Raw genomic sequence first — 21,141 nt, forward strand, 5'->3', positions numbered from 1 at the left:
CCCCGACCCGCCCACCGGCGCGCCGCGAGAAGGGGCGCGTGGGGGCACCTCCCAGGCGAAGCTCTGGGGGAGAACGGAGCGAGCAGCCCCCACAAAGGGAAGGTCGCGCGGCGAACCGAAACGAGCACCTCGCGGAGCGACAGGCCCACCTCCGGCCGAAGGTCACCCCCGCCGCGGGAGGGGCGTTTTACGGTGGTCCGATGGGACATGTGACGTGGTGGGCGGTGCTCTCCTCCGGATCCGCTCCCGTACTTCTGCTGGGCGGTTCGGCGACCGCCGCTGTCGTGGAGGGGCCGGACTACAACCCGGTGAAGCAGACGATCAGCGTCCTCGCGGCGGACAACCAGGAGGCCTACTGGGCGCTGACGGCGACGCTGCTCGCGCTGGGGCTGTGTCATCTGGCGACGGCGTGCGGCCTGCGGGCGGCCGCGCTGGCGGGGCGGTTGGCGCTGGGCGGCGGCGGAGTGTCGGCGATGCTGCTCGCGCTCTTCCCGGCGCCCGCGACCGGCGGGTCGCTGTCGCACGGGTCGGTCGTGACGGTGGGCTTCGCGCTGCTGGCGCTGTGGCCGGTGCTGGCGGCGTGGCGGCGCCCAACGGGCGGTCCGTGGGGGTTGCGGCTGGCGCCGTCGTGGGCGGTGACGGGGCTGATGCTGCTGGGGGCGGCGTGGTTCGTGGTGGAGAACCAGCGGCACGGCCCGGCGGGTGTGGCGGAGCGTGTGGTGACGGCGGCGACGGCGGTGTGGCCGGTGGTGGTGGTCATCTCGTGTCTGCGCCACCGGCCGGGCGCGGGGACGGGCGCGGGCCCGCGGATGCCGGTGTAAGCGGGGCGACGCCGGGAGCGGGAAGGGCGCCCGGAAAAAGTACGTGAGCGTTGAACTACCCGGGCCCCCCGCCCGTACCTCCGCGGGACCCCCCCGCCGAGCCCGGCGGGGGGCCGCCGTCAGGGGAGGGTCACGTGCGCGCGATGCCTGCCGCAGGTGATTCAGGGGGCCGGGTCCGCCGGTTGGGCGTGGCCGTCGCCGCGCTGGTGGCGCTCGGCGCGGGGGCCTCGCCCTCGCGCCGGACGCGGCGGCCGGGACCGACCGGGGTCCTGGCGGACGCCCACAGATCGCACCGCACACCGTGACCGGCGGGGGGCCTCGCCACCGGGAAGGTGCGGCTGTCCGGCGCCGCGGACCCGGACACCGGGCTGATCCACCTGGTCAGCAGCGATCCGGCGGTGCTGAGCGTGCCGGAGTCGGTGCTCGCCACCGTGGGCTCGGACACCACGCCCTTCCCGGTCTCGACCTCGGCCGTCACGGGCGACCGGCTCGTCACCGTCACCGCGACGGCGGACGGCGGCAGCGCGTCCGGCACGGTGACGGTCGTCCCGGCGTCCGCGCCGCCGGTCACCGACAAGGTCACGGTCAAGAGCGCGGAGTGGAAGAAGGGCCTGCTGAGGATCACCGCGACCAGCAGCGACCCGAACGCGATCCTGGGCGTCCACCTGACCGCCTCGGACAGTTTCATGTTCCCGCTCGCGGCCAAGGGCGGCGGCACGTACGAGGCCCAGCACCAGTGGCTGGACAACCCGGGGCCGATCACCGTCCGCAGCAGTCTCGGCGGCTCGGCGACGGCCACCACCTGCCCCTCCCCCTACGGCGGTCAGCGGTCAGCGGTCAGCGGCCGGTGTCCTGCGCCAGGGTCGCGGCCACGAGGGCGTTCGCGTGGCCGTGGCCCAGGCCGTGTTCGGTCTTGAGCCAGCCGACCAGCTCCATGTGCCGGGTCAGCGGGGAGGAGCGGATGAGCTGCTGCCACTCGGCGATCGGGCGGCCGTACTTCTTCTCGATGGAGGGGAAGTAGCTCGCGGGGCCCTTGGCGGCGGGTGCGGTGGTGGTCATGTGCGTCTCCCTGCGGGGCTCGTTCGCGGTCGTTCGCGGTCGCAGGGTAGACGGGGCGGCGGCGCCGGACTCATCGGTCGCCGCCGCCCCGGTTTTCAGCCCGCGGCGGTGTAGAGGGGTGCCTCGGGGGCGGCCTGGGTCAGCACGGTGGAGCCGGTCCAGCTCAGGAAGGAGTCGGCGGGCAGGTAGTCGTCCTGGAGGAAGAACGCGCGGGTGACGGCGGTGACGGTCAGGCTCGCGCCGGTCTCGGTCACCGGGGTGCGCAGGGCGACGATCTCGGCGATGTCGGACTGCGTGGTGCCCGCGGGGAGTTCGACGGTCGTGGCCGCGGTGCCCTCGCGGGTGATCGACCACGTCGGGTCGACGTGGTTCGAGCGGTAGAGCGTCGGGTCGCCCTTGAGGCGTACGCCGACGGACAGGCCGACCGCGCCCGCGTCGGTGGACGGCGTCGCGGTGTGGGCGACGGCGAGGTAGAGGTACGTGCGCTGGTCGCCCAGCTCCGGTGTGGCGGGGCTGGACGGCGACTCGATCTTGCCCTCGCGGGTCATCTCCTGCGCCATGACCGGGTAGAGCCACGGGTTGACGTCCATCATGTGCTCGCGCGGCTGGCCCGCGGGCAGTTCCTGCACGGGCGCGGGCGAGAAGCGCATGGGGTCGTCGACGGTGTCGCACAGGTTGTTGTTGGAGGTGCACGTCTCCAGCCGCGGCCGGTCGCCCTCGTAGGTGCCCGCGAAGACCAGCGTCTGGTGGTTGGCGGCCTGGTAGACCCCGGTGCCGGGCACCGGCTCGCCCTGGGCGTCGACCTCGACGTCGTAGGCCCACTCGATGTCGGTCGTACGGCCCCAGCGGGCCATCAGGGCGGGCGAGTTGGTGCCGCCGTCCTCGTTCGTCCAGATGACGGTGTACTGGAGGACCTTGTGGCCGGGCGTCGTCGCGGGCAGCACCTCGTGATACTCGTACAGCGGCGCGTCGGTGGTGCTGCTCTGGAACGGAGTGCCCAGGTCGGGGAGGTTGCGGCCGTACAGCACGGGGGCGTTGCGCAGGATCAGGCCCATGTCGGTGGTCTCGCCGTAGACCGTGAGGCCGATGCCGCCGAGGACGGCGCGGGTCGCGGCCCGCGGGGAACGGTCGGCGGCGAAGCGGAAGGCCAGCGTGTGGCGGCCGCGGGTGAGGTGGCCGAGGCTGAAGTCGCGGGTGATCGGCTGGTCGGAGGGGATCACGATGTCGGTGGCGTAGCGCCCGTCCACGAAGGCGGACACCACCGCGGACTCCGCTCCCTTCGTGCCCCAGGAGATGCCGGGCGCCCGCGAGGACAGCGTCACGACGGCCTCGCCGCTGCGGTCGGCGGTGACGTGCACCGTGTGCGCGGGGCCGCCGCGCCGCACGGTCACCGACGGCAGGTGGTGCGCGCCGTGCCCGGCGACGGTCGCGGACGAACCGGTCGCGGACGAGCCGGTCCCGGACGAACCGGTCGCGGACGAACCGGTCGCGGACGAGGCGGCGGCGGGCGAGGCGCTCAGCCCGAGGGCGGGCGCGGCGGCCAGCAGCAGGGCCAGGCCCGCGGTACGGGAGCGGGGGTGCGACCTGCGGATGTCCTTCATGTCACGCATGGCAAGAATTCCTCTCGGCCGGTCTTCCGGAGCGCCCCCGACGATCCAGCAGCGGGGCGACGGGCGAGAGACGCCTGTGGCAACTTCGGCTGAACTCGCCCGCTGGGACGGCTGATTCGGGTGGTACGACGCAGCCCCCGTCCCCCGCCCCTTCCCCCGCCCCCCGCGCGCGGCGGTTTCAGCCCGCGCCCCTCCCCCGTCCGCGCTGAAACCGCGCTGCAACCGGCCTGAATGCGGGCCCCCGCAGTCTTTGCGGCATGACGACGACACCGAAGCCCCCGGCGGGCACCGCGCCGGACATCGCGATCGAGGCCCGGGGCCTGCGCAAGGCCTACGGCGACAAGACCGTCCTGGACGGCATCGACCTGAGCGTGCCCGCGGGCACCGTCTTCGCGCTGCTCGGGCCGAACGGCGCGGGCAAGACCACCGCCGTGCAGATCCTGTCCACGCTGATCGGCGCGGACGGCGGCGAGGCCCGCGTCGCCGGGCACGACCTGGTGGCCGCGCCGCAGGCGGTGCGCGCGGCGATCGGGGTGACCGGGCAGTTCTCGGCGGTGGACAACCTGATCACCGGCGAGGAGAACATGCTGCTGATGGCCGACCTGCACCACCTCGGCCGTACCGAACGCCACCGGGTCACCGCGGAACTGCTGGAGCGCTTCGACCTGACCGAGGCCGCGCGCAAGCCCGCCTCGACCTACTCCGGCGGTATGCGGCGGCGCCTCGACATCGCCATGACGCTCGTCGGCGAACCACGGGTGATCTTCCTCGACGAGCCGACGACGGGCCTGGACCCGCGCGCCCGCGACGCGATGTGGCGCATCGTCCGCGAACTCGTCGCGGGCGGTGTGACCGTCTTCCTCACCACCCAGTACCTGGAGGAGGCCGACGAACTCGCCGACCGCATCGCCCTGCTCAACGGCGGCCGGCTCGTCGCGCAGGGCACCGCCGACGAGCTGAAGCGGCTCGTGCCCGGCGGGCACGTGCGGCTGCGTTTCACCGACCCGGCCGCGTACGAGGCCGCCGCCCGCGCGCTCACCGGCTCCTCGCGTGACGACGAGGCGCTCGCGCTGCAGATCCCGAGCGACGGCACGCAGCGCGAACTGCGGGCGATCCTCGACTGGCTGGACGCCGCCGAGGTCGCCGCCGACGAACTGACCGTGCACACCCCGGACCTGGACGACGTCTTCTTCGCCCTGACCGGACCCGGCACCACCGTCCCCACCACCGTCCCCGTCCCCGCCCCCGCCAAGTCCGCCGAGGAGAACGCCCGATGAGCACCCTGTCCCTGGCCGTGCGCGACTCGTCCACGATGGTCCGCCGCAACCTGCTGCACGCCCGCCGCTACCCGTCGATGACCCTCAACCTGCTGCTCACGCCCGTGATGCTGCTGCTGATCTTCGTCTACATCTTCGGCGACGTGATGAGTTCCGGCCTCGGCGGGCACCCCGACCGGGCCCGCTACATCGCCTACGTCGTGCCCGGCATCCTCATGATGACCATCGGCGGTGCCTCGCTCGGTGTCGCGGTGTCGGTGTGCACCGACATGACCGAGGGCATCATCGCCCGCTTCCGCACCATGGCGATCTACCGCGGTTCCGTCCTCGTCGGGCACGTCGTGGGCGGCGTGCTCCAGGTGCTCATCAGCGTCGTCCTGGTCATCGGCGTGGGCTTCGCGATCGGCTTCCGCACCGACGCCTCGCCGCTGGACTGGCTCGCCGCGCTCGGTCTGACGCTGCTGGTGGGCCTCGCGCTGACCTGGCTCGCCGTCGGCATCGGACTGTCCTCGCCCAACCCGGAGGGCGCGAGCAACGTCGGGCTGCCGCTGATGATCCTGCCGCTGCTGGGCAGCGCCTTCGTGCCGGTCGACTCGATGCCCGGGTGGTTCCGCTGGTTCGCGGACTACCAGCCCTTCACGCCCTTCATCGAGTCGCTGCGCAGCCTGCTGCTGGGCACGCCGATCGGGCACAACGGATGGCTCGCGGTCGGCTGGGGCGTCGCCCTCACCGCTCTCGGCGCCTGGTGGTCGACGCGTCTGTTCCAGCGCGACCCGTCCCGCGCGCGGTGACGGCGGCGAGCGCCGCGGCCCGCAACTCCTCCCGCCCCAGGGCGGCGTACTCCGCGACAGCGCCGGAGTACGCCGCCCCGTCGGCGTCCCGGGCCGCCTCCCGCGCCTCCGCCACCGCTGCGGGCGGCTGCAACTCCCCCAGCACGCCCAGCCGTTCGGCCAGCGCCACCCAGCGCGCCGCCGACGCGTCACCACCCACCAGCGCCGCATGCGCGAGCGCCAGCAACACCGTTCCGTAGACCGGCAGTTCGGCCGCAGGAACGGGCGGCCGCCCGTCGTGCGGGGTCAGCATCCGCACCAGCCACGCCCGCAGCCGCGCCACCAGCCCCGCGACCGGCTCCACCCGCCCGCACCGGGCGTGCGCGCTCAGCGCCGCGGCCTGCATCTGCAGGGCCCACGGGTCCAGGTACGGTTCCACGCCGTGCTGCTCGCCCAGGGCCGGGTCCAGCGCTGCCACCGACTCCCGCCACAGCCCGAGGCCCAGCTCCGTCAGCCCCCGCGCCAGTGCGATCCCGGCCTGCGCCGCCAGCGCGCCCGCGTCCGCGACCGCCTCGGCCTCGTCGGGCGCGGTGTCCCGCGCGGCCTGCGGCTCCAGCCACTGCTCGGCCTCGTCCACGGCGCCGCGCTGCAAACACGCGAGCACCAGCGCGCCGCGCACGTTCATGGTGTCGGTACGGTCGCCCACCGCCTGCTGCTGCGCGAGCGTGGCCAGCAGATGCTGGTACGCCTCCTCGCCGTGGCCCATCCGCAGCGACAGCTCGCTGATCCGGGCATGGCACAGCATCCGCAGCAGCGGGTGGTGCAACGGCTCCAGGCACTCCAGCGCCCGTCGCGCGGCGGCCAGCGCGGCCACCGGCCCGTCCTCGTACTCCCACACGTAGCTCGCCACGCACTCGGCGACCCCCGCCAGCAGCGGCTGGTCGTCGCGCGCGCACAGCTCGCGCAGCGCCTCGTAGCCGGGCGCGCGCAGATCCGGGATCACGCACAGCACCCGCGCCAGCGCCCTTACCAGGGAGTCCGGTTCGGCCTGCGGCAGGCGGCGCAGCGTGATCAGCGGGCGCAGGGCGCGCGGGCCCATGCCCATGAACAGCGTCGCCGTGCACACCGCCGCCGCCGCACGCGCCACCTCCACGTACTCCGGCTCGGGGACGTAGTGCGACAGCGGCGGGCCGGTGTCGGCGGCGAGCGCCACCAGGCGGCCGTAGTTGGAGCCCGTCGACCAGATCGCGCCCAGCACCGCGGCCGCCGACGCGATCGACGCGCCGTCCCCGCGGGCCAGCGCGTGCCGCAGCGCCAGTGCCAGGTTGTCCTGTTCGGCCCGCACCCGGTCCCACGAGTCGAACGGGTCGGCGCCGAACAGCACACCGTGCTCGGTACGGCCGAAGTCCCGCGCCCACGCCAGCAGCAGGGACGTCACCTCCGTGTCCTCACCCGCCTCGGCACGCCTGGCCGCACAGAACTCCCGTACCGTCTCCAGCATCCGGAACCGCAGCCCCGCCACGGTGTCGGCCGCCGACAGCAGCGACTGGTCCGCGAGCTGCTCCAGCATGCCGAGGACGTCCGCGTGCGGCGGCAGCACATGCGCGGCCGCGTCCTCCGTGAAACCGCCCGGGAAGACCGACAGCGCGCGCAGCGCCCCCTGCGCGTCCTCCTCCAGCAGATTCCAGCTCCACTCCACGACCGCGTGCAGCGTGCGATGCCGCTCCGGGGTGTCCCGGGCCGCGCCCCGCAGCAGGGCGAAACGATCCGGCAGCCTGTCCCCCAGACGGCGCGCGATCTCCGGCACCGACAGCGCCCGCACCCGCGCCGCCGCCAGCTCCACCGCCAGCGGCAACCCGTCCAACTGCGCGCACAGCTCCGCCACCTGCGCCGCCGGAAGCTCCACCCCCGGACGGGCCGCCCGCGCCCGCTGCGCGAACAGCTCCGCCGCATGCGCCCGGTCCAGCTCCGGCAGCGCGTACACCGCCTCCGACGTCAGCCCCAGCGGCGCCCGGCTCGTCGTCAGCACCCGCAGATCGCGCGACAGCGCGACCAGGGCCCGCACCAGCTCCGCGACCCCCGCCACCACCTGCTCGCAGTTGTCCAGCACCAGCAACGCCGGACCCTGCCCCAGCCCCGCCGCGATCGCTCCCGCCGCACCCTGTCCCCGCGGATCCGCCGCACCCAGCGCCGCCGCCACCTCACCCGCGACATCCGCGTCCGCCGACACACCCGCCAACGGCACGAAACACACCGTCCGCTGGTCCGCCTCCCGCGCGATGACCTGCGCCAACCGCGTCTTCCCCAGCCCGCCGGGACCCGCCACCGTCACCACCCGCGAGACGTGCAGCAACTCCGTCACCGCCGCGACATCCGCCTCCCGCCCCACCAGCTCGTTCGGCTCGTGCGGCACCCCCTTGCGGACCGCGGGCGCCTCCGCCCGCAACAACTCCGCGTGCACCGCCCGCAGACCCGCCCCCGGATCCGCCCCCAACTCGTCCCGCAACCCCCTGCGATACGCGTCGTACCGCGCCAGCGCCACCGCCGGACCCGCCGTCGCCGCCTCCGCCCGCAACAACTCCGCCAACGCCTCCTCGTCCCGCGGCGCCCGTCCCACCACCTCCGCCAGCGGCTCCACGGCCTCCTCCCGCCGCCCCAGCCGCGCCAACGCCAGCGCCCGCCGCCGCCACAACGCCTCGTACGCGGCTGCGCGATCCGCCCGCAGCGCGCCCACCGGATCCTCCCCCCGGTCCCCGCCCCCGTCCCACAACGCCAGCCCCGCCTCCGCGGCCGCCAGCACCCCCGCGCTGTCCTCCCGCCGCGCACACTCCTGCGCCCGCGCCGCACACAGCAGCAGCGCGGACGCATCCACCTGCTCCTCGTCCAACGTCAGCCGATATCCCGTCGGCGTCGTCGCCACCACATCCGCACCGAGCTGCGCCCGCAGCCGCGACACCAGCACCTGCACGGCCTTCGCCGGCCGGTCAGGCAGCTCCTCCTCCCCCCACAACCCCTCCACCAGCCGCCCCGCACTGCACCCCGCCCCCTGATCCCCCGCGAGCAGCGCGAGCAGCCCCCGCAGCCGGGGAGCGGTGATCTCCTTCCCCTGGAAGGCCACGCGGGACAACAACGTCAACTCAATCCTCACAACCCCGCAGACTAGCCCCGCCGGGCAAGCTCCCCGCCCCCCACCGGCGGACATCCGCTTCTCCTGCCCGGGAGGGGGACGCTGCGGGGTGCGGTTGCCCCGCCGGGCGAGCCTTCCTCCGCCCCCACCGGCGGGACGGCCGCCGACGCTCCCCGGGAGGGGGACGGTGCGGGGTGCGGTTGCCCTGCCGGGCGAGCCCTTCTCCGCCCCCACCGGCGGGACGGCCGCCGACGCTCCCCGGGAGGGGGACGGTGCGGGGTGCGGTTGCCCTGCCGGGCGAGCCCTTCTCCGCCCCCACCGGCGGGCAGCCGCTTCTCCTGCCTGGAGGGGGACGGTGCGGGGTGCCCCCGCAGGAATGCGCATCGACTCCGTCGAGGGGGCGGGTGAGGTCGTACGCGCATTCCGAGGAGGTGCCCCGTGGCGGCACCCGACCCACCCACCCGCGTGGGGCGCGATGCCCCGCCGGGCACCCCCAGGGGCGCGGGGAACTGCGCGAGCAACCCACCACCCACGCGCGGGTCGTCACCGACCCAAAGGGGCAGTACGGTCCGTACCGGACCACCGGCCGGTGGGGGCTTGTCGCGCAGTTCCCCGCGCCCCTAAAAACGGATCCCCCACGCGGCACGCGCAGCCCCAAAAACGAGTGCCCAGCGCCGCACTCGCAGCCCGAAGACGGGTGCCCGGCGTGGCACGCGCGCCCCGAAAGACGAAGGCCCCGCGCGGCAGCGCGAAAGGTCAGCCCGCGCGGCAGCGCAAACGAGCCCCCCGGCGGGGGAAGCCCCACCGGGATGGGGACCTCACCGGAGGTGGAGGGAGGTGAGGCCCGCCCCCACCACATCGGCGATCAGCCGATCCGCAGAGGCACTGTCGATGCGCGAGCGAGCCGTGAGGACGGCGACGACGAGCGGCGCCGCCCCCTCCCGCCGGACGACGGCGATGTCGTTGCGCGTGCCGTACCCCCCGCTCCCGGTCTTGTCCGCGGCGGTCCACCCGGCGGGAAGCGCCGCCCGGATGTACGGGCCGCCCGTCGTGTTGCGCGTCATCCAGTCCAGGAGCAGGGCCCGCCGGTCGGCGGGCAGCGCGTTGCCGAGCAGCAGGACGCGCAGGTCGGTGGCGAGGGCGCGGGCCGTGCTGGTGTCGCGGTCGTCGCCGGGGGCGGCCTCGTTGAGGGAGGGCTCGGTGCGGTCCGTCCGCGTCGTGGTGTCGCCGAGGCCGCGTACGGCCCGTTGCAGGCCCGCGGGGCCGCCGAGTTCGCGGAGCAGCAGATTCTCCGCGGTGTTGTCGCTGTAGCGCAGTGCCGCGTCCATGACGTCGCGCAGCGCCATGCCGTCGCGGACGTGCCGCGCGGTGACGGGGGCGTGGTCGAGCACGTCGGAGCGGTCGTACGTGAGGGTGCGGTCGAGGTCGGTGCCGGGCTGCTGGAGCAGCGCCGCCGCGGCGAGCACCTTGAGCGTCGAGCACGCGGCGAAGCGGCGGTCGGGCCGGTAGGTGACGGTGCGGCCGGTGCCGGTGTCGAGGAGGAAGAGGCCGACGCGGGCGCCGTAGCGGTCCTCCAGGGCGCGGAACACCGCGTCGGAGGTGGGCAGCCGCGCGGTCGTGGTGGTGGTGGCCCGCGGCGCCTTGCCCGAGGCGGGCGCGGGTGCGGGACCCACCGGGGCGCCGCCGCTCCCGCATCCGGCGAGCAGGCCGAGGGCCAGGACGGCAGCGGCGGCAGCAGCGGGGCGGCGGGCGGTACGGGCCATGCCCGCCACCCTCACGTCCGGCCCGGCCGGAGTCAAAGACCCGCCGCGCGGTCCGGCGCGCCGCCCGTGCGATGCTGCGGGGCGGGCCGGGGCGGCCCGGCCACGGCGGGGCAGGCACAGAAAAGGGCAAGGCGCAGGACCCGCGGCGATGGGGGAGCGGATGGACGTGTACGAGGCCGTGCGGAGCCGCCGCGCGGTGCGGGCCTTCAGCGACGCGCCCGTACCCGGCGAGGTGCTGAGGCGCGTGCTGGACGCCGCGGCGCACGCACCGTCGAGCGGCAATCTCCAGCCGTGGCAGGTGTACGTCGTGACCGGCGGTCCGCTCGCGGAGCTGAAACGGCGGGCCACCGCCCGTGCGGCGGCCGGGGATCCGGGTGACGCGCGCGAATACCCCATGTATCCGGCGGAGATGGTGACGCCCTACGCGGAGCGCTTCGCCGCGGCGGCGGCCCAGCGCTACGGCGCGCTCGGCATCGCGCGGAACGACCCGGACCGGCCGCGCAAGATCGCCGCCCTCAACACGGGGGCGTTCGGCGCCCCGGCCGTCCTCTTCTGCTACCTCGACCCGGCGATGGGCCCGGGTCAGTGGGCCGACGCGGGGATGTACCTCCAGACGGTGATGCTGCTGCTGCGCGCGGAGGGCCTGCACAGTTGCCCGCAGGTGATGTGGACGATGTACCGCACGACCGTCACCGCCGCCGTCGGCGCCCCCGCGGACCACGTCCTGCTGTGCGGGCTCGCGATCGGGTACGAACCGGCGGGCGCCCCGCCGCTGTTCACGGACCGGGCGCCGCTGCCGGAGACGGTGCGCTTCGTCGGCGACTGACGACCGGTGCCGCAGCCCGCCGCCGGGTCTCGCGCGTCAGGACGAACCGCGCGCGTCGAACTCGGCTGCCGAGCTGCCGCCGGGGAAGCGGGTCACGAAGTCCAGCACGCCGACCCACGTCGGGCGGATCGCGATGCGCGCCATGCGCAGGCCCGGGTGGTCCACGGCGTCCGCCTGGGCGTCGCCCGCCTCGCGCGTTCCCGCGTAACGGTGCAGCGCGAGGCGGTAGTCGGGGACGACCCCGGCCACGTCCGTCACCTCCGCCCGGCCGCGCAGCAGCAGCGCCCGCGGCGGTGTCCCGGCCGCGTCGATCGTGACCGCCACCGCGGGCCTGGCCCGCAACGCGGCGATCTTCCGGGCCGGGTGGAAGGTGGAGAGCACCAGTTCCTCGCCGGTCCAGTGGAAGAGCATCGGGAAGACCCGGGGCGTGCCGTCGGCGGCGACGTACCCGACCCGGGCCAACTCCTTCGACGCGAGCAGGTGTTGGGCGGTCGCACCGTGCAGCAGCCGCACGTCGCCCTGCGGGAGCGTGGCGAACTCGTCGGTCGGGGTTGCGGACATGGGGGCTCCTCGCCTCACGGGCCGCGCCGACCGCGGCCCCTCACCCCTTGCGTCGAACGGACCGCCCGCCGATCGACACACCTCAGGCCCCCGTGAGCCGCAGATGCCACCACGGGCGGCGCTGGTGCCGCCAGCTCCCTCCGGGGTGCGCGGCCGCGAACGGGTCCGGCAGCGTGCGCCGTTCGAACTCCGCGTCCAGCCGTGCCACGATCCGCCCCACCTCCCGCCGGGCGGACGGCGGGAGGGCGTGGAGCAGCTCCTCGACGTCGTCGCGCGCGTCGAGGATGCCGCAGCACGGGCAGTCGGGCAGCGGCGGGTAGAGCACGCGGCCGGGCTGCCGCAGGAACCCCTCGTACGTCGCGAGCGCCCCGCCCAGGAAGCCGGGCCCGAACCTGTCCGCCTCGGCCCGCCGTACGGCGGCCTGCGCGCTTCTCCCCAGACCCCTGACCTGGCTGTACGGCCGGGCGCCTGCCCGGCGTGCGTGCGGTGCGGCGCGTAGCGCGCCGGGCGGCCTACGCGGCATCGCCCTTTCGTGTCGTCATGCCCGCGACGATACCCCGGCCCCGGCTCGGAGGGAGCCGGAGCGGCGGAGGCCGGCGCGACGCCCTACGCGGAAGCCGGTGCCGTACCCGACGCGACGGTCTCGGCGAGGACGTCGTCGAGCGGGGTGGCGGGCCCGAGGCCGAGTTCCCGTACCGTCCTGGTGGCGTCCAGGATGTGCGGCTGCTGGTAGAGGTAGCGCATCTCGGGGATCTCCGCCATGACCGGGTCGGCCCGGCCCAGCCGCCGCAGCTCCTCCTGCGGCATGACGTCCAGCACCGGTGCCGGCGCCCCGGCGATCTCGGCGAGCCGCGCGGTCAGCAGCCGGGCCGGCAGGTCGGAGGTGGACGGCACGTGCCAGGCCCGGCCGAACGCCCCCTCGTGGCGCCCGGCGGCGACGAGTGTGCGGGCCACGTCCCCGGTGTGGCTCCAGCTGTGCGGGGCGTCGAGGTCGCCGGGGTAGGTCACCGGCTGCCCGGCCAGCACCACGGGCACCACCAGCAGGGTGTAGAGCGAGGCGGCGCCCGCCCCGAGGTATTCGGTGGCGCGGACCTCGGTGACGCGGACCCGGCCCGCCTCGTGCGCGGCCAGCGCGTCCGCCCACATCCGCGCGCGGACCCGGCCCTTGACGGTCGTCGCCGCCATGGGCAGATCCTCGGTGAGGGGGCCGTCCACCGCCCCGTAGCCGTACGTGTTGCCGAGCATGACGTACGCCGCACCCGTCCGTTCCGCGGCCGACAGCAACGCCGCGGCCAGCGGCGGCCATTCGGCGGGCCACCGGTCGTACGGCGGCATCGCGCAGTTGAACAGCACGCTCGCGCCCTTCGCCGCCGCCACCAGGGCCTCGACGTCCGTGGCGTCGGCCGCCACCCGTTCGATGTCCGGGTGGTCCGGCCCGGCGCCGCGCCGCGACACCACCCGCACCCGCTCCCCGGATCCGGCCAGCAGGCGCGCCACGGCACTTCCGGTGGGGCCCGCGCCCACCACGACATGCAAGGACAAGGTGATCTCCACGTTCGTCGGTTCGCGGGCGGCGGGTCGGCCGCCCGGAAAATCACCGTACGGACGGTCCTCGGGGACGAACCATGGCTGATGCGCCGGGATCCATGTCCGAGCGTCTGACGCAGCGCGCGACGGCTAGGGCTAAGGTGCCTTCAATGGACGTGCTCAGCGATGTGCTCGCCGCCATGCGCGGCGGCCGGCCCCACGCGGCGCGCACCCTGGCCCGCGCCCCGTGGGGAGTGGGCTTCCCGCCCGGCGACGGAGCGGGCTGCCATGTCATCCTGCGGGGTTCCTGCTGGCTGATGCCCACCGGCGGCGAACCGCAGGCGCTCGGCGTCGGCGACGTCGTCTTCCTCCCGCGCGCGACCGGCTACGCCCTGGCCGACCACCCCGGCAGCCCGGTGGTGGACTTCCGGCCGGGCCCCGGCGACGGCGACGCCCCGCTCGACCAGCTACGCATCGACGGCGCGGGCGCCACGACCACGATGCTGTGCGCCGCCTACTACTTCGACCGCGAACGGACCCATCCGCTGCTCGGCGAGCTGCCCGACATCGTCCGGCTCCCCTCCGAGGTCGGCCGGCACACCTCGCTGCGCGCCACCGTCGAACTCCTCGGCCGCGAACTGGCCACCCCGCAGGCCGGCACCAGCGCGATCCTGACCTCGCTCGTCGACATGCTGCTGCTGTTCGTCCTGCGGGCCTGGCTCGACGAGCAGGCGACGGCCCCCACCACCACCGGCTGGGCGGCGATCCTCAACGACCCCGCCCTGTCGGCGGCCCTGCACGCCGTCCACGCCCACCCCGAACGCCCGTGGACCGTCGAGCGGTTGGCGGCCCTCGCCGGAATGTCCCGGGCCACCTTCGCCCAGCGCTTCGCCGCCCTCGCGGGCCGACCGCCCCTGGCCTACCTCACCTGGTGGCGGATGACGACCGCCGCCAGACTGCTGCGCGAGGGCGACGCGCCCCTGCGCGTCATCGCCGGACAGACCGGCTACACCTCGGAGTTCGCCTTCGCGAAGGCCTTCAGACGCGAATACGGCCAGGCGCCGGGGCAGTACCGCCGCGCCGCCCAGCGGGTTTAGGCGCGCATCACGCCGGACCGGCCAACTGGCCCCGCACCCAGGCCGGGTCGGGATTGGTGTGCGCGCGCCCGCCGACGACGACGGTCGGCACCGTCTCGTTCCCGTCGTTGACCTCCCGCACGGCCGCGGCTCCCGCCGGATCCCGCCAGATGTTCACCCAGTACGCCCGGCGCGCCCGCCAGCCCAACCGGCCGCGCAACCGCAGGCAGTACGCACACCCCGGCCGCCAGTACACGACCGGCCGCCCGTCCTCCGCACTGCGCCGCCCCGCCTCCGCGGCCGTCACCGACCGCGGGAAGACCACCGGCGAGTTCACCACGCCCATCACCAGGAACCCGCCGACGAAGGCGCCCCCGCCCGCGTAGTCCCCCCGGGCGAGCAGCGCCCCGCCCGCACACCCGCCGACGACGAACAGCACGACCGCCAACCCCCACACGCGCATCATGCCCGGCACGCTACTCCCGCCACCGGCCGGTACGGGAACCCCCGGGCCGCACGGAGGCGTCGCTTCCAGAGGGGAGAGAGGTGGACACGATGGGCACCAGGTACCTGTATCTCGTGCGGCACGCGGAGGCGGTGCCCGACGAGACCCGGCTGTCGGAGCGCGGACGGCGCCAAGCCCACCTGCTCGGCGAACGGTTGGCCGGGTATCCGGTGTCCGCCGTCCGGCACGGCCCGCTGACACGCGCGCGGGAGACCGCGGAGGCCGTCGGCGCACACCTGGACGGAGTCCGGCTGCACGCGTGCGAGGTCGCCGGGGACTACGTGCCGTACGTGCCGCGCCGCGACGAACTCCCCACGGAATGCGCCGACTTCCTGCTGAGCTTCCTCGCCGGTGTCACCGACGAGGAGCGCGCCTACGGGGAGCGGCTCGCGAAGGAGGCGATCGGACGCTTCACCGGCCCCACCGAGGGAGAGGCCGACGTCCACGAGGTGGTCGTGACGCACAACTTCCTCGTCGGCTGGCTCGTCCGCCACGCCCTCGACGCCCCCGCCTGGCGCTGGTTGGGCCTCAACCACGGCAACGCGAGCCTGACGGTGCTCCGTTACGCCCCCGGCCGCCCGACCTCACTGCTGGTCCAGAACGACATGACCCACCTGCCCCCGGACCTGCGCTGGACGGGCTTCTCCCCCGGCGTGCGCGTCTAGGGCCGGTCGTCGCGGTGCTGTCGGCCTTCGATGTCCGCCGCGACCCGGACCACGCCGTCCGCCCCGCCGCCGGGGGGAGCCGGGGCGGGGCGGAGGCGCCGGGTCAGCCGGTGGTGCAGCTGACGGTCGGGGTGGGGGCCGTGCCGTTGCCCGTGAAGCCGTACGTGGTGCTCGCGCCCGCGCCGAGGGCGCCGTTGTAGGACGCGTTGGTCACCGTGACCGCGCCGCTCGTACCGGTGTTGGTGCCGTTCCAGACCTGGGTGATCGACGTACCGGAGGGGAGGGTGAAGGCGGTCTTCCAGCCGGAGATCGCCGACGTACCGGTGTTCGTCACCGTCACCTCGGACTGGTAGCCGCCCGCCCACGAGTTCACCGTCTTGTACGTCGCCGAGCAGCCGGAGCCGGTGCCGCCGGTGGTCGAGCCGGTCGTACCGGTGGACGTGCCCGTGCTCGTACCCGTCGAAGTGCCGGTCGAGGTCCCGGTGGACGTGCCGGTCGAGGTCCCGGACGACGTGCCGGACGTCGTACCCGTCGACGTACCCGTGCTCGTGCCCGTCGTCGTACCGCCCGACGCGTCGCCGCTCAGGGTCGGGGTCGTCCACGTACGCCACTGGGACAGGTTCGCGGACTTCAGGGACGAGACGCGGAAGACGGCGGGCGCGCTGCCCGTGCCCAGCAGGAACTTCTGGATGCTCGCCTGAAGGGGTGCCTTCCACTCCGGGCGCACCGCGCAGTGCGTGCCGTCCGCGACGTCCGACCAGTAGGAGATGTTGCTGCCCGCGCCGAGGGCCTTGTAGACCTCCGCGCCGCCGAGCGCGGCCAGGCTGCCGGACTTCGCGCCGAGCCAGTCCACGTGCGGGTTCTCCATGATGAACGCGCCGCGCGGGGCGATCATGCCGACGATCTCGTGGGTGTCGACGGGCAGCGCGTTGGGGTTGGAGGTGTACGAGCCGAACGCGTCGCCGAGCCACGGCTGTTCGGTGTACGCGCTGTCCAGCGGCTGCGCGCCGCTGTCGGACGGGATGCTGCGGAAGACGTCCGTGCCGCCCGACCCGGACTCGATCGGCATCGTCAGCGCGATGCGCTGGTCGAACGCGCCCGCCACGAACGCGCCCTTGCCGTAGCGCGAGCAGCCGGTGACGCCCGTGGCGTCGGCCTTGAGGACGGTGCCGCCGGACTGCTGGATGACGTCGACGATCCGGCTCACGCCCCACGACCAGGCCATCAGCAGGCCCGTGCTGCTGGTGGAGCCGTAGATCGAGTAGAAGGCGCCCTGCTTGCTGCTGCGCGGGGTGCCCTCCTTGCCGACGGCGGTCGGGTCGTAGTTGATGACGGCGGCGCCGGACGCCTTGATCGTCGCGGTGTCGGCGCCCAGGCCGCCGAGCACGATGACCGCGGGGAAGGGGCCGGTGCCGCTCGGCAGGCTCACGCTCGCCGAGAAGCTCGCGCTCTTGCCCTGGTCGGAGACGTTGACGGTGATGCTGGTCGCGGACACCGTGCCGGTGACGCTCGCGGGCTTGCCGGGCTTGGTGCCGTAGACGGTCGCCTCGGCGCGCCGCTTGATCTCCTCGCGGCGGCAGCGCCAGTCGCCGACCGTGCTGACGCGCGTGCCGTCGAAGCGGGTGAAGGGGTCGGGGAGCTGGGAGGTGGACGCCGGGTTGTTCGACCCCACCGCGCAGTCGGCGCCGTCGTCCTCGACGGACGCGGTGAGCGCGGCCGGTGCGGCCGCGGCCGTCTGCGGGGCGGGCGCGGCACCCGCCTGCGGGACGGCGAGCGCGGCACTCGTCAGGCCCGCGACGGCCGCGAACGTCACGACCGCCCACGCTCTGGGCCGGAACCGCCGGAACCGGGAACGGGACAAGCGCATGGGGGACCTCCTGGGCTGGGCGGCGCGCGGCCGCCGGGTGGTGGGGGGAGTGCGCCGCAGGGGCGCTCCAGGAGCGCCGGCATCGGCGCCGAGGCCAGGCCGATCTTGGGAGCGCTCCCATTGTTAGGTACCGCGCGGGAGGCTGACAATATGCCGAACGTGGGGGCTTGAGGTTGTCTGTTTTCGCACATCTACCGGTGGGTACGCGCTCGGAACGGGCGGCCCGAGCGGCGGGAATCGGCCACCGATATCACTTTGACCTGGGGATTCTCTCCAAGGGCGACTTCCGGCCACGTGTCGGCAAGCTTTCCGAATGTTGCGAGCGTCAGAACGCGGCGGACGGGGTGATCCCAGGAGTGCGGAATACCCCTGGGGGGTATACCGTTGACGTCGGCGCACACCTGATCCGCACGCTCGCGAAGGAGCCAGGCATGGACCACTCCGGCCACGGCCACGCAGGACACGACGGCCACCCCGGGCACCCCGTCCATGACGCCCCCGCGGACCACACGGCGCACGACGCCCACGCGGGGCACGGCGGACACGCTGGACACGGCGGGCACGGCGGCGGCTGGAGCCGCACGACGTGGCGTACGGCCGCGCAGGCGACCCTCCACTGCCTCACCGGCTGCGCCATCGGCGAGGTCCTCGGCATGGTGATCGCCACCGCGGCGGGCCTGTCCAACGGCCCCACCGTCGTGATCTCGATCGCCCTCGCCTTCGTCTTCGGCTACGCGCTGACCATGCGCGGCGTCCTGCGCGCGCAGGTGCCCGTGCGGCAGGCGGTGAAGATCGCGCTGGCCGCCGACACCGTCTCGATCGCCGTCATGGAGATCATCGACAACACCGTCATGGTGGGGGTGCCCGGCGCCCTCGCCGCCGGGCTCGGCGACGCCCTGTTCTGGGGCTCACTGGCCTTCTCGCTGGTCGCCGCCTTCCTCCTCACGACGCCCGTGAACCGCTGGATGATCGGCCGCGGCAAGGGCCACGCCGTCGTCCACGCCTTCCACTGACCCGGCCCGCTCCGCCCGGCGGTACGGCGCTCACCCGGCCACGTGCAGGGTGAGCGCCGCCGTGTGCAGCGCGCCCCCCGCCCGGAACTGCAGGAAGAGCCGCCACTCGCCCGGCTCGGGCAGCTCGGCGTGGAAGGCCAGCTCGGGCCCGCCCTTGCCGCCGCCCGCCGGTACGGCGGACTCCGGGTGCAGATGCGCGAGGGCCTGGTCCCCGGCGTGGAAGGCGGTCAGATGCGCGTACGTCCCCAGGTACGGCTCCAGGTCGGTGACCGGCGCCCCGCCCCTGGCCACGGCCACCGTGAGCGGCCCTGCCTTCCCGGCGGTGAGGTCGGCCCGGACGCTGACGGTGTAGCCGTCGGCCTCCGCGCTCGCCGCGGGCCTCGGCAGGGGCGTGGCGTGCACGGTGCCGGGGACGGTGAGCGTACGGCTCAGGACGAGGCCCTGCTCGCCCGCGGACGGCGTGAAGGTCGCGAACAGCCGCCAGGCGCCGGGCGCGAGGGCGGGCAGCGCGGCCGTCCAGGTGCCGTCGGCGGCCATCGCGGGGTGCAGGTGCTGGAAGCCGGTGAGGTCGGAGCGGATCGCGTAGAAGTGCAGCCGCTTCGTCTGCTCGACGGCGAAGCTCGTGACGGCGCGCCCCTCCGGGCCGGTGATGGTGAAGCGGTAGAGCATCGCCATGCCGGGCATGCCCTCGGCGGTGGCCGACGTCATGCGGTAGCCGCCGGAGGCGTCGGAGAGCCCGCCGCCGTCCGCCGTCCCGTCCATGCCGGGCATGCCGGGCATGCCGGCGGGCATCGACGCGGAGGGCATCGCGTGGTGGTGCGTCCCCGGCACGGACGAGCCGCCCCCGGCCCCGGAGCCGCAGGCGCCGAGGCCCACCCCGAGGACGACGACGAGAGCCGCCACCCGCATCGCGCCCGCCCGCTGCCGCCTGCCGCCGTACGCCATCGCCGAAACGCCCCTCGCCGCGAAACCCGATCAACCGCCCGCCACGATACCCCCCGGGGGTTCCGCGACCGACAGGATTCGCCCGTACGGGTGAGGCGGCGGCTCAGTGGTTCTTGGACTCGGACGCCTGACGTGCAAGGAGGTCGAGGTCGAGAACGAAGGTGCGGCCGTCCCCCAGGTCGATGGGGACTTCGCCCGTGCCGTACTTGTGGGTGTGCGCCGCGATGTAGCCCGTGGAGGTCGGCTGGGTATGCAGGACGACCTCCTCGGCGTAGGGGTCGACGACCATGTAGACGGGGATGCCGTAGCGGCCGTACTTGGCGGTGCAGTCGTCGTAGTCCTTGCGCGCCGACGACATCGAGACGACTTCCGAGATCAGCAGGACGTCCTCGAAGCTGAAGCGCTTGCCCTCCCGGCGGGCTCCCTCGCGGAGGATCGCCAGGTCGGGGGCGGAGTATTCGTCAGCGGGAAAGTCGATGTAGACGCCGGAGGGAGTCTTCGCAAAGAGGCCGAGCGACATGATCGTGCTGTACTGCAGCATCTTGATCGTCTCGGAGTGCTCGAAGCTCTGCGGAGCCATGATCACCTTTCCGCCGGCCCCGAACAGAACCGTGTACCCCTCGGGGAACTCGGTGTGCACGATCGCGTCGACGCTCACTGGACGGCTCCTTCCCGTGTGCAGCCAGGATGCGGCGACCGGCTCGGCCCCGGCGCCCGCTCAGCTCTCCCGGGTGCTCGGGCGGGCGGCGGTCGAGGGGGGCGGGGAGTAGGGCTTCGGGTCCTTCGTCCAGGGCTGGACGCCGAGCTTGCCGGTCGTGCCGAGGTCGAGTTCGGGGGTCAGCGTGACCGGGGGTGTGCCGGGGCGGGCGACGACGCGGACGTAGGGGGCCGCCACGGTGGTGCCGTTCGTGACGGTGTTGCGCCAGACCAGGCCGGAGTGGGCGGTCTGGCCCGGGGCGAGGGTGATGCGGCGGGGCGGGGCGTCGAAGTCGGGGAGGACGGTGATGCCGCCGGTGCCGTGCAGGACGGCGACGGTGGCGGGGACCTTCCAGTCCTCGTCCAGGGGGGTGACGGCGGGGTAGCCATCGAGGACGTAGGGCTTGCCGGAGCAGTTGGTGAGGTGCAGGCCGACGACGCGCAGGCCCATCGCCGCGTCGCCGCGGTCGGCGGTCACGCGGACGCCGGAGGCGGGGCAGGGGCCGGACGCGGCGGGGGCCTCGGCCGCGGGGACGTCGCGGACCTGCGCCAGGCGGACCCGGGTGACCTCGGTGGCGGCGTCCGTGCCGAAGCTCGCGCCGTCGACCGTCGCCTGGACCTTCGCGCCCGCGGCGACGTCCGGCACCGTGGCCTGCACGGTGTCCAGCACCTGCCCGGCGGCGTTGCGCAGTTCGACGCCGACCGTGTACGTACGGGCCTGCGGGCCGTCGTTGGCGACCTCGTAGTGCACCTGGAGCGTGCGCGAGGAACCGTGGCACTCCGGTGTGCCGCCGCCCGTCACACCCGTGATCCGCACGCCCCGCCCGGCCGCCGTGTCCTTCACCGGGTCGGGGACCACGCAGAGGGTGGCGGTGCGGGCGCCCGGGGTCGTCGCCTTCTGGGTGCCGCAGCCCGCGAGCAGCAGCAACAGGCCGGCGGCGAGCACGGCCGGGGTCAGGGGGGTTCGCATCGTCCCACCCAACCGGCGCACGGCCCCCAACCCCTGTGGCGGGGCTCACATTTACTGCAACGG

General features: G+C 74.5%; 20 protein-coding genes. 7 read left to right on the forward strand and 13 right to left on the reverse strand.

Annotated features, from left to right (window positions below):
* Positions 1-200 precede the first annotated feature (200 nt).
* Positions 201-821: a DUF998 domain-containing protein gene (locus ACH4PY_RS01270; protein WP_398174415.1), complete on the forward strand. Its 621-nt coding sequence runs from the start codon at positions 201-203 to the stop codon at positions 819-821.
* 130 nt (positions 822-951) lie between these two features.
* Here the strand turns inward: ACH4PY_RS01270 and ACH4PY_RS01275 are convergent, their stop codons facing one another.
* The 3 genes from ACH4PY_RS01275 to ACH4PY_RS01285 form a co-directional block, all read right to left on the reverse strand.
* Positions 952-1,623, reverse strand: coding sequence for a hypothetical protein (locus ACH4PY_RS01275; RefSeq protein WP_398174418.1), 672 nt, complete (start codon positions 1,621-1,623; stop codon positions 952-954).
* 35 nt (positions 1,624-1,658) lie between these two features.
* Positions 1,659-1,880 carry a DUF4287 domain-containing protein gene (locus tag ACH4PY_RS01280; RefSeq protein WP_398174421.1) on the reverse strand — a complete coding sequence of 74 codons (222 nt, stop codon included), beginning with the start codon at positions 1,878-1,880 and terminating at the stop codon, positions 1,659-1,661.
* Between the two features lie 95 nt (positions 1,881-1,975).
* The gene (locus ACH4PY_RS01285) at positions 1,976-3,490 is read right to left on the reverse strand and encodes a hypothetical protein (protein WP_398174424.1); all 1,515 of its coding nucleotides are present in this window, start codon (positions 3,488-3,490) and stop codon (positions 1,976-1,978) included.
* A gap of 257 nt (positions 3,491-3,747) precedes the next feature.
* On the opposite strand from ACH4PY_RS01285, the gene ACH4PY_RS01290 reads away from it, so the two are divergent.
* Together ACH4PY_RS01290 and ACH4PY_RS01295 are read left to right on the forward strand one after the other, a co-directional pair.
* Positions 3,748-4,767 carry an ATP-binding cassette domain-containing protein gene (locus ACH4PY_RS01290; RefSeq protein WP_398174427.1) on the forward strand — a complete coding sequence of 340 codons (1,020 nt, stop codon included), beginning with the start codon at positions 3,748-3,750 and terminating at the stop codon, positions 4,765-4,767.
* Positions 4,764-5,558: an ABC transporter permease gene (locus ACH4PY_RS01295; RefSeq protein ID WP_398174430.1), complete on the forward strand. Its 795-nt coding sequence runs from the start codon at positions 4,764-4,766 to the stop codon at positions 5,556-5,558. Before ACH4PY_RS01290 ends, ACH4PY_RS01295 begins: the two co-directional genes overlap by 4 nt.
* Here the strand turns inward: ACH4PY_RS01295 and ACH4PY_RS01300 are convergent.
* Positions 5,494-8,685: an ATP-binding protein gene (locus tag ACH4PY_RS01300; RefSeq protein WP_398174433.1), complete on the reverse strand. Its 3,192-nt coding sequence runs from the start codon at positions 8,683-8,685 to the stop codon at positions 5,494-5,496. The two genes, ACH4PY_RS01295 and ACH4PY_RS01300, sit on opposite strands and share 65 nt — an antisense overlap.
* A gap of 797 nt (positions 8,686-9,482) precedes the next feature.
* The gene (gene bla, locus ACH4PY_RS01305) at positions 9,483-10,427 is read right to left on the reverse strand and encodes a class A beta-lactamase (RefSeq protein WP_398174436.1); all 945 of its coding nucleotides are present in this window, start codon (positions 10,425-10,427) and stop codon (positions 9,483-9,485) included.
* A gap of 160 nt (positions 10,428-10,587) precedes the next feature.
* Between bla and ACH4PY_RS01310 the strand changes: the two genes are divergently transcribed.
* Positions 10,588-11,253, forward strand: coding sequence for a nitroreductase (locus ACH4PY_RS01310; RefSeq protein ID WP_398176010.1), 666 nt, complete (start codon positions 10,588-10,590; stop codon positions 11,251-11,253).
* A gap of 36 nt (positions 11,254-11,289) precedes the next feature.
* Here ACH4PY_RS01310 and ACH4PY_RS01315 read toward each other — a convergent pair whose 3' ends face one another.
* The 3 genes from ACH4PY_RS01315 to ACH4PY_RS01325 all read right to left on the reverse strand — a co-directional run bounded on the left by ACH4PY_RS01315 (position 11,290) and on the right by ACH4PY_RS01325 (position 13,356).
* Complete coding sequence (locus tag ACH4PY_RS01315) at positions 11,290-11,814, reverse strand: pyridoxamine 5'-phosphate oxidase family protein (protein WP_398174439.1); 525 nt, start codon at positions 11,812-11,814, stop codon at positions 11,290-11,292.
* Between the two features lie 82 nt (positions 11,815-11,896).
* Positions 11,897-12,337 (reverse strand): hypothetical protein, encoded by a 441-nt coding sequence (locus ACH4PY_RS01320; protein ID WP_398174442.1) that lies wholly within the window; start codon positions 12,335-12,337, stop codon positions 11,897-11,899.
* A gap of 83 nt (positions 12,338-12,420) precedes the next feature.
* Positions 12,421-13,356 (reverse strand): NAD-dependent epimerase/dehydratase family protein, encoded by a 936-nt coding sequence (locus ACH4PY_RS01325; protein WP_398174445.1) that lies wholly within the window; start codon positions 13,354-13,356, stop codon positions 12,421-12,423.
* Positions 13,357-13,511: 155 nt separating this feature from the next.
* Here ACH4PY_RS01325 and ACH4PY_RS01330 point away from each other — a divergent pair, with 155 nt between their 5' ends.
* Positions 13,512-14,438: an AraC family transcriptional regulator gene (locus tag ACH4PY_RS01330; protein ID WP_398174448.1), complete on the forward strand. Its 927-nt coding sequence runs from the start codon at positions 13,512-13,514 to the stop codon at positions 14,436-14,438.
* A gap of 7 nt (positions 14,439-14,445) precedes the next feature.
* On the opposite strand, the gene ACH4PY_RS01335 is transcribed toward ACH4PY_RS01330, so the two are convergent.
* Positions 14,446-14,883: a glutaredoxin domain-containing protein gene (locus ACH4PY_RS01335; protein WP_398174451.1), complete on the reverse strand. Its 438-nt coding sequence runs from the start codon at positions 14,881-14,883 to the stop codon at positions 14,446-14,448.
* A gap of 89 nt (positions 14,884-14,972) precedes the next feature.
* Between ACH4PY_RS01335 and ACH4PY_RS01340 the strand changes: the two genes are divergently transcribed.
* A complete protein-coding gene (locus tag ACH4PY_RS01340) occupies positions 14,973-15,587 on the forward strand; it encodes a histidine phosphatase family protein (RefSeq protein WP_398174454.1) in 615 nt (204 codons plus the stop codon).
* Positions 15,588-15,690: 103 nt separating this feature from the next.
* Here ACH4PY_RS01340 and ACH4PY_RS01345 read toward each other — a convergent pair whose 3' ends face one another.
* Positions 15,691-17,400: a cellulose binding domain-containing protein gene (locus ACH4PY_RS01345; protein ID WP_398174457.1), complete on the reverse strand. Its 1,710-nt coding sequence runs from the start codon at positions 17,398-17,400 to the stop codon at positions 15,691-15,693.
* A 485-nt stretch (positions 17,401-17,885) separates the two neighbouring features.
* Here ACH4PY_RS01345 and ACH4PY_RS01350 point away from each other — a divergent pair, with 485 nt between their 5' ends.
* Complete coding sequence (locus ACH4PY_RS01350; RefSeq protein WP_398174460.1) at positions 17,886-18,467, forward strand: DUF4396 domain-containing protein; 582 nt, start codon at positions 17,886-17,888, stop codon at positions 18,465-18,467.
* A 30-nt stretch (positions 18,468-18,497) separates the two neighbouring features.
* On the opposite strand, the gene ACH4PY_RS01355 is transcribed toward ACH4PY_RS01350, so the two are convergent.
* The 3 genes from ACH4PY_RS01355 to ACH4PY_RS01365 form a co-directional block, all read right to left on the reverse strand.
* On the reverse strand, positions 18,498-19,412 hold the full coding sequence (locus ACH4PY_RS01355) for a hypothetical protein (RefSeq protein ID WP_398174463.1): 915 nt from the start codon (positions 19,410-19,412) through the stop codon (positions 18,498-18,500).
* Positions 19,413-19,515: 103 nt separating this feature from the next.
* On the reverse strand, positions 19,516-20,070 hold the full coding sequence (locus ACH4PY_RS01360) for a Uma2 family endonuclease (protein ID WP_398174466.1): 555 nt from the start codon (positions 20,068-20,070) through the stop codon (positions 19,516-19,518).
* 60 nt (positions 20,071-20,130) lie between these two features.
* A complete protein-coding gene (locus tag ACH4PY_RS01365; protein WP_398174469.1) occupies positions 20,131-21,078 on the reverse strand; it encodes a DUF4232 domain-containing protein in 948 nt (315 codons plus the stop codon).
* Between the last annotated feature and the right edge of the window lie 63 nt (positions 21,079-21,141).

The sequence above is a fragment of the Streptomyces sp. NPDC021224 genome, from assembly GCF_044332905.1.
In the GTDB taxonomy this organism is placed as follows: domain Bacteria; phylum Actinomycetota; class Actinomycetes; order Streptomycetales; family Streptomycetaceae; genus Actinacidiphila.

What these genes read in the sequence shown, in the direction of transcription:
- ACH4PY_RS01270 (WP_398174415.1), top strand. Translation starts at nt 201, where the DNA reads ATGGGACATGTGACGTGGTGGGCGGTGCTCTCCTCCGGATCCGCTCCC.
- ACH4PY_RS01280 (WP_398174421.1), bottom strand. Translation starts at nt 1,880, where the DNA reads ATGACCACCACCGCACCCGCCGCCAAGGGCCCCGCGAGCTACTTCCCC.
- ACH4PY_RS01285 (WP_398174424.1), bottom strand. Translation starts at nt 3,490, where the DNA reads ATGCGTGACATGAAGGACATCCGCAGGTCGCACCCCCGCTCCCGTACC.
- ACH4PY_RS01290 (WP_398174427.1), top strand. Translation starts at nt 3,748, where the DNA reads ATGACGACGACACCGAAGCCCCCGGCGGGCACCGCGCCGGACATCGCG.
- ACH4PY_RS01295 (WP_398174430.1), top strand. Translation starts at nt 4,764, where the DNA reads ATGAGCACCCTGTCCCTGGCCGTGCGCGACTCGTCCACGATGGTCCGC.
- bla (WP_398174436.1), bottom strand. Translation starts at nt 10,427, where the DNA reads ATGGCCCGTACCGCCCGCCGCCCCGCTGCTGCCGCCGCTGCCGTCCTG.
- ACH4PY_RS01310 (WP_398176010.1), top strand. Translation starts at nt 10,588, where the DNA reads ATGGACGTGTACGAGGCCGTGCGGAGCCGCCGCGCGGTGCGGGCCTTC.
- ACH4PY_RS01315 (WP_398174439.1), bottom strand. Translation starts at nt 11,814, where the DNA reads ATGTCCGCAACCCCGACCGACGAGTTCGCCACGCTCCCGCAGGGCGAC.
- ACH4PY_RS01320 (WP_398174442.1), bottom strand. Translation starts at nt 12,337, where the DNA reads ATGCCGCGTAGGCCGCCCGGCGCGCTACGCGCCGCACCGCACGCACGC.
- ACH4PY_RS01330 (WP_398174448.1), top strand. Translation starts at nt 13,512, where the DNA reads ATGGACGTGCTCAGCGATGTGCTCGCCGCCATGCGCGGCGGCCGGCCC.
- ACH4PY_RS01335 (WP_398174451.1), bottom strand. Translation starts at nt 14,883, where the DNA reads ATGATGCGCGTGTGGGGGTTGGCGGTCGTGCTGTTCGTCGTCGGCGGG.
- ACH4PY_RS01340 (WP_398174454.1), top strand. Translation starts at nt 14,973, where the DNA reads ATGGGCACCAGGTACCTGTATCTCGTGCGGCACGCGGAGGCGGTGCCC.
- ACH4PY_RS01350 (WP_398174460.1), top strand. Translation starts at nt 17,886, where the DNA reads ATGGACCACTCCGGCCACGGCCACGCAGGACACGACGGCCACCCCGGG.
- ACH4PY_RS01355 (WP_398174463.1), bottom strand. Translation starts at nt 19,412, where the DNA reads ATGGCGTACGGCGGCAGGCGGCAGCGGGCGGGCGCGATGCGGGTGGCG.
- ACH4PY_RS01365 (WP_398174469.1), bottom strand. Translation starts at nt 21,078, where the DNA reads ATGCGAACCCCCCTGACCCCGGCCGTGCTCGCCGCCGGCCTGTTGCTG.